The 6,124-nt window shown below is 40.3% G+C and carries 7 protein-coding genes; 4 read left to right on the forward strand and 3 right to left on the reverse strand.

Features of this window, described 5'->3' with window-relative positions; all coding sequences use genetic code 11:
- Positions 1 to 115: 115 nt before the first annotated feature.
- Positions 116 to 766, forward strand: coding sequence for a DUF3732 domain-containing protein (locus MHN09_RS20715; RefSeq protein WP_069945744.1), 651 nt, complete (start codon positions 116 to 118; stop codon positions 764 to 766).
- Positions 767 to 879: 113 nt separating this feature from the next.
- Here the strand turns inward: MHN09_RS20715 and MHN09_RS20720 are convergent, their stop codons facing one another.
- Complete coding sequence (locus MHN09_RS20720) at positions 880 to 1,953, reverse strand: nucleotidyl transferase AbiEii/AbiGii toxin family protein (protein ID WP_069945745.1); 1,074 nt, start codon at positions 1,951 to 1,953, stop codon at positions 880 to 882.
- Positions 1,950 to 2,534 (reverse strand): DUF6088 family protein, encoded by a 585-nt coding sequence (locus tag MHN09_RS20725; RefSeq protein ID WP_081334049.1) that lies wholly within the window; start codon positions 2,532 to 2,534, stop codon positions 1,950 to 1,952. Before MHN09_RS20725 ends, MHN09_RS20720 begins: the two co-directional genes overlap by 4 nt.
- 211 nt (positions 2,535 to 2,745) lie before the next feature.
- On the opposite strand from MHN09_RS20725, the gene MHN09_RS20730 reads away from it, so the two are divergent.
- From MHN09_RS20730 to MHN09_RS20740, 3 genes are all read left to right on the forward strand, one after another.
- The gene (locus MHN09_RS20730) at positions 2,746 to 3,357 is read left to right on the forward strand and encodes an RHS repeat-associated core domain-containing protein (protein ID WP_069945747.1); all 612 of its coding nucleotides are present in this window, start codon (positions 2,746 to 2,748) and stop codon (positions 3,355 to 3,357) included.
- A gap of 34 nt (positions 3,358 to 3,391) precedes the next feature.
- A complete protein-coding gene (locus MHN09_RS20735) occupies positions 3,392 to 3,904 on the forward strand; it encodes a hypothetical protein (protein WP_069945748.1) in 513 nt (170 codons plus the stop codon).
- Positions 3,905 to 4,063: 159 nt separating this feature from the next.
- Entirely contained in the window at positions 4,064 to 4,597 is a 534-nt protein-coding gene (locus MHN09_RS20740) for a hypothetical protein (RefSeq protein ID WP_069945749.1), read from the forward strand.
- Positions 4,598 to 4,837: 240 nt separating this feature from the next.
- Here the strand turns inward: MHN09_RS20740 and MHN09_RS20745 are convergent, their stop codons facing one another.
- Positions 4,838 to 5,251, reverse strand: coding sequence for a J517_1871 family lipoprotein (locus tag MHN09_RS20745; RefSeq protein ID WP_069945750.1), 414 nt, complete (start codon positions 5,249 to 5,251; stop codon positions 4,838 to 4,840).
- Between the last annotated feature and the right edge of the window lie 873 nt (positions 5,252 to 6,124).

Consider the following 6,124-nt stretch of genomic DNA (forward strand, 5'->3'; position numbering starts at 1 on the left):
ATGGCAGAATATTGGAAGGTAACCCACCGCCACAGACCATATAATATAATACCTGTAGCGTTCTATGTTACTTTAGAGGGGAAAATCCCTAGAACCCCATATTGCTTTGAAAACAATGGGGGCATCTGATGACGAAAGAGAGCTGGAAAAAGAATACAAAAGACTGAAGAAAGAATTTGAAGGATTGAAGGAACAAGTAAATCCTCAGTCATTGAAACATAAAACTTATCTTCAGCTTCAAAAAGTAAATAAACTTGCAACTGATTGGTTACCAAGTCTTGATACAGAAAACCCCGACGCACCAATATCTTTGTCTGAGAAAGAAATGACTATTAAAGTCAACAACAATGGCCGAGAAGACTATTTATGGGAAATTGGTAGTGGTGCCAATTGGGTATCTTATCACGTAGCAATTTCACTAGCACTTCATCAACATTTCGCTGGACAAAAACAGTCTCCGGTACCTAGCTATATTATTTATGACCAGCCTAGCCAAGTATATTTTCCGAATAAATTAAATAGTCCACAGGAAAGTGACGAAAAAGATTTAGCTTTGATGGAACAAGATGAAGATATTGTCCAAGTTCAAATAATATTCAACGTCTTTAGCGAGGCGATTAAGAAAACAAATAATAAGTTGCAAGTTATTGTATTAGACCATGCTCCTTCGCACTTGGTTAGCCAGTTGGCTAATGGTCACGTAGTTGAAGAGTGGAGAGATGGTATCAAACTAGTACCAATGGACTGGATTGATGGCATGGAGTAAATAAGTTTTTAATTGCATTTTCAAGTATTTTAACTATTCAACTATACATGTATATAGGTCGAAACTTTGTTAATCTTATGAAAATAAAAACTTTAATTGAAGGAGGAAGCGGACTATCCTGATTTCTGTACTAAGTCTCTCATATGTTGATTAAATACCTCTTGGGCATCAGCCAAACGAGAAACGATATACTCAAATTCATCAGGAACTGTAAAAAACATTTTTCCAGAAATAGCTTCCACATGATCTTTATTGACAGCGCGCAATCTTTCACCATCAGGGATTAGTCGCAATCCACCGCTTAAAATGGCTTCAAAATCGACACCTGGAGTAGACCATCTGTGCTTTTTCATTTCGATAACGGCCTGCATAGCCTCAGTTGTCGCAAGCGGATCTGCAAATTTGTTTTGTAGCAAACAATCAACATCATACCAATGACGAGCCAATCTAACAGGGTTTGGTTCTTTTGTTTGTGTAGAAAATTGATGAAGAGCCGTTAGTTTTTCCCACAAAATGTAATCCTGTTGGAAAGCTTTAACATTTGCTCTGGGTAATTCCAAGCTACTTAATTCTGGACATTGATTTAAGTACGTCTCGACATTCAAAGCTTCCGTGGGTTTTCCTCTGTTACGACCGCCAAATTCTAACAACACATGGTCGAGTTGGTAATCATTTGAGCCACGTGTGGTTCGTGGGAAGTGAATATCAACCTTTTCACCTTTGGAATCTGGCTCAATTTCAGCGTATAAACCTTCAATCTGGTATTTATCTAATTCTTGATTTAGACGTACTAAAAATTCATTGCTCCAGTCTTCTAGTAGCCTTTGTTGGTTATCTCTGAATTTTTTAGCTTGGCTATTAGATTTGGTACTTTGTTGCCATGCCTTTAATTCATCTTCTTCAGAGAGGCCAGATAAATCAGCCCAGTGGATTGACAGGTCGATGTCTTCAGAGAAACGCGAAATTGCATTCCAGCATTTACTTAATGCGGTTCCCCCTTTAAATGCAACTGAGATATTACCTAGCAACGAGTCATCATAGAGTAGTCTTAGTATCTCCGTTACCCAAATGTCTTTTTCTAGAAAGTTTGCAGGTAAGCCGCCCGGATGCTGTTGTGCGCCAACTGTGAATATATCAGTTAAATCTTTATGGTTTTTATTATCGATATAAAGATCAAACAAATTCATGACGTCAAGGTTTGCTTTACGCTAGATAACTTGTTTTTCCAAGTCCTTAAGCTGCTGTTGTTGAGCAGTTTGTTTATCACTACCAATTTTTCTTCATGTGAAATATTGAGACGTTTGAGAGCTGTACTCAATTGTTGCTTCGAAGTATGTTCAGGAGATACGAACATTAAACCGCGTAACAATTCACCTTCAGGCCGATGCTGCCATCTGAGTTTGAAATTAGCCGTATGTTTGACCTGAACCTCTTGATTCCCTACTTTAAATACACGTGAAGGTCCGGAACTCCAAAATATTGTTTTTAATGGAGCTTGAGTTTGTAGCCCTAATCGGTAGGCGGACTCCAGTCCCTGGGGAACCATCTTGTAATGATTAGCCTTAGCCCAAGTTATAGCAACATCTTCAGCTTTAGCTGCAATTTTAACAGAAGGGAGGGCCGCCAGTGGTTTCGGTCGAGAGTAGATGCCTTTCGCCACTCGAACAACTTGTCCCTCTTTTGCAAGTCTACTCATTACCTTTTGGACAGCCGTAACAGAGCCTAGAGAGTAAAACTTCTCTATCGCAAACGGTGTTCCTCGTTGCATACGAGATAACCTATTGTTGACTAATGCGGATACGGACATATCTATGTGAAATCTGACAAAACTGCTCTATGGTGGATTTATTATAGGTCAATAATTATGTGGATTGCAAGACTATTGGTGTCAGGTTCACCAAGCATCACATGTTGTTTTATATTTCCGCAGAAAAACACATTCTTAAATTGTTGGCGGTTTATAAATTGTACTAATTTATATGCAGGCACGATACTATGATCCAGTCATAGGTCGTTTTTATTCGAATGACCCGGTAGATGCGTTGGGGCACATGCAACGTGGCAACAGCATTACACATGGTTTCAACCGCTATGCTTACGCTAATAACAATCCATATAAATATACTGACCCTGATGGGGAGTTCGTTCAATTTATAGTCGGGGCAGTTATTGGAGCTGCAACAACATATAATTCAATTAAAGATTCAGATATGAGTTTCGCTGAAAAAGCTGGGGCGATGGCAGTTGGAACTCTAGTCGGAGGTGCCTCAGGTGGTATCGGGACATTGATTAATATGGCAAAGGGAGCTGGCACGGTAGCATCATTGACAACAGGTGCGTTAGCAGGTGGAGGAAGCGAAGCCACAACTCAACTAATAAATGGTCAAGAAATGGACGGCGTCGCAATAGCTGGAGCAGCGTTAGAGGGAGCTGTAGCGGCGGTTAGCGGTAACGTTGTTGCTGGTGTTACAGTTCAAGGTAATGCGAAGTCTCAAGTAGCGCAAGAGGTTAAAGAGCAAGCTACTGCTATCGTGGAAACAGCAACTGCGGGTCTAGTACAAATGGGCGTCGATGAACTCCAAAAAGACTAATCGTTCAATCAATTAAAAATCATGAAGAGAAAAAATGACTGAAAAAAAGTATGTTAACGCTTGGTTTGTTATAAGTATTCTATCTATATTAGTTGGCATCTATATAAACTATGTTTTTATTGTAAAAGACGGCGGGGTTCCAAATAAAGCAGAGTTGACTATCATTAGTGGCCAACTCAATGCATTTGAGACTAAGAGCAACGGTATCAAATTTAAATTGAGTGGATTTGAACCTGCACTTATTGTTAAAACAAAAAAAGAGAATCTTAAATTATTGGAAGTTTTTGAAAACACTCAGGGTGATGCGCTGTTTGAGGTGTTGGTTGATGAAACGAAGGAAGAATGCCAGCAAAAACTGAGTTATTCTTGCTCGGTATGGAGCTTACAAATTGATGAGTCTCCGTTCTTAGATTACGGTACTTCGGCAAAACAAGTTCAAGAAACTAGTGATCGTATCAATATATTTTCAAAGGTTTTGATTGCTGTTGGAATTATCGGAGCATTTGCTTTGGCTTTGTATAAAGTAAAGTTGAACAAAACCAAATAAGGTAAATTGTGACTTTTGAATCCAACCACTTCACCTCGCGCTCGCGGGGCGTCGCTCTATCACACGATGTTGATTCTTTTTCTTCGCTTACTAGTGTGCTTCAATCGTTTCAACCAGAGAGTTAAAAATAGAAATTTTAGGAAAGGTCATATTTCAATAATGAGCACTATTAGTAATCCTGTCACTACAATAATTATAAATGAGGCTGACGAATCAGTAGTTTGTCAAACATTTGAAGACGAGCTTTTTGTAGGAACACGCAAAATTGCTTCTATACCTTCACTTTACGTACTCGAACAGGGAGATAAAAAGCTTTTACTCCCTGTATTAACTAATAGAAACAAAAGGCTTCTCACTTTTATACCTTTATATGATGTTTCCTTTGGTAATGCTGCATTCAAGCGCGATAGTGTTTATCGAATTTCTAACCCTGTAGATCAAGATACTAATGATGTAAGGGAAAAGATTTATAAGTCTATGTCTCTTATGACAAGCTCAAATACCCAGCATGTTAAACACGATGGCGGTACAAACCAGTTTATTAATGGTGTGGGCTACAAGTTTTGTTTTAGTCCTGAGATTAGCGTCTTCAAAAGGGATAGAGATGTATTAATGACTGATTTTATTTCCGCTGGGCTAGATTACTGCTTTGAGATTCTTAAAAATCAATATCCAGAACTGATAAACGATTAACTGTAATTTTTTATTTGAACCCAAAGCCTCTCAGTCGCGAGGCTTTTTTTTACAGGTAGGCTGATGATTTGCAAAAATTAAGCATTGCGCAAATGGCCGAGAGATTTTCTGCCATCAGGCATGATGCGTTCGATGTAATCTGGAATATCAACTAGCTTTGTCGCAATATTGCTTCCGCTAATGCAATTTAGTAGCTGAGGCGGTAGTTTCTGCGTGTTAAGCGTCACTCTTCACTCGAGGCTATGTACGAACATGCGTTGAACAGTATTCCGAAGCTGCTTTGCGTTCATTATCAGAGTAAAACTCGCTGACGGTACTGCCAAAGTAATTTGATGAGACTTTAAGGCCATCAGAAGAAACAGCATCGAGCGTTAACCTGGTTCCATCTTGGATAAAGATAGTGTCTTCAGCGTATTTAACCTTTTGAATAACGTCCGCTGTTCCGTAGGAATAGCAAAAGTACCCGTTACCCGACTTATCGAAACTGAGGCTCGCGAGGTAAGGGCCCATGTTACCTGTCCAGAACCCAATGATTTGTGAGGGTGCCGGCTCAGCCTTTATCTGCACAAAATTGTTGTTAAGCATATCATCAACGGGAGACTGGCATCCGGCTAAAGCTAACGAGCCTAAAACCAGATATTTGCGTACATTCATAATCGTCCTTAATGTGAATAGGTGTGGTAGGTACCAGTGTAGTACGGAATGACCATAGTACGCGTGATTCTGAAGAAAAAACACAACCACCTGCCAATTACTACGGCAACATACCCCTATACAGTCTTGCTAAACTTTCCGCAGCTTCGCTGCGGCGGCCGCGCGCTCCGCGCAGTTGTGCAGGTAGAACGTGAGAAATTGGCGAGCGAGTAGGGGAGGCAAACGAAAGTGGGTCACAGGTAGTGGACAAGTAACGTACGTTTACTATGGGGCAGGTTGGTGGATGCATAGTGGTGTGTGAGGCGAGTCTTTTGTTGTGGGTGAGTCGTCCTCGTTTGTGCTTTAGTCAATGAGTCCGGTTAGGGTTCTTATGCTGGGTTGGTGAGAAAAGGGTTTATTGGTTTAGGGAATTTTAGGGTATGTTGCCGTAGTAATTTTCTTTACCCAGTTATCAACAAGGTTGTGGATGGTTTATTCGTTGGATTTGCTGCTGTTTGATGAGTTATTCACTTTTTCGTTGGTAGTAGGGCGCCTCGTTACGCGCCCCCTTTATAACGCACTTTGTGTTGAATAGAACGGGTTGATTCTCAATAAGTCGGGTTTTGTTTTACATGTTAACCGCGCTTTCTGTCTTGCTGCGTGCCGCAGTGAGCCACGTTGTCCCAATCATTAAGAGATTGAGACATGTCAGCAGAATCAGAAAATGTAAAAATCACAGTCGAAAAATTGCAGCAAGGGTTAAGGGTTTTCTTCGGCAATGATGATGCAACCATGAAGGGGTTCTAGGGATTTTCCCCTCTAAAAAGACATAATCCTCTGTAGACCACACCAATAAATGGCTGCGGAGGTGGTTTACTTTCAGCTTGGAGCCTA

Origin of the sequence: Alteromonas sp. MmMcT2-5, assembly GCF_022348315.1 — a bacterium.
In the GTDB taxonomy this organism is placed as follows: domain Bacteria; phylum Pseudomonadota; class Gammaproteobacteria; order Enterobacterales; family Alteromonadaceae; genus Alteromonas; species Alteromonas macleodii.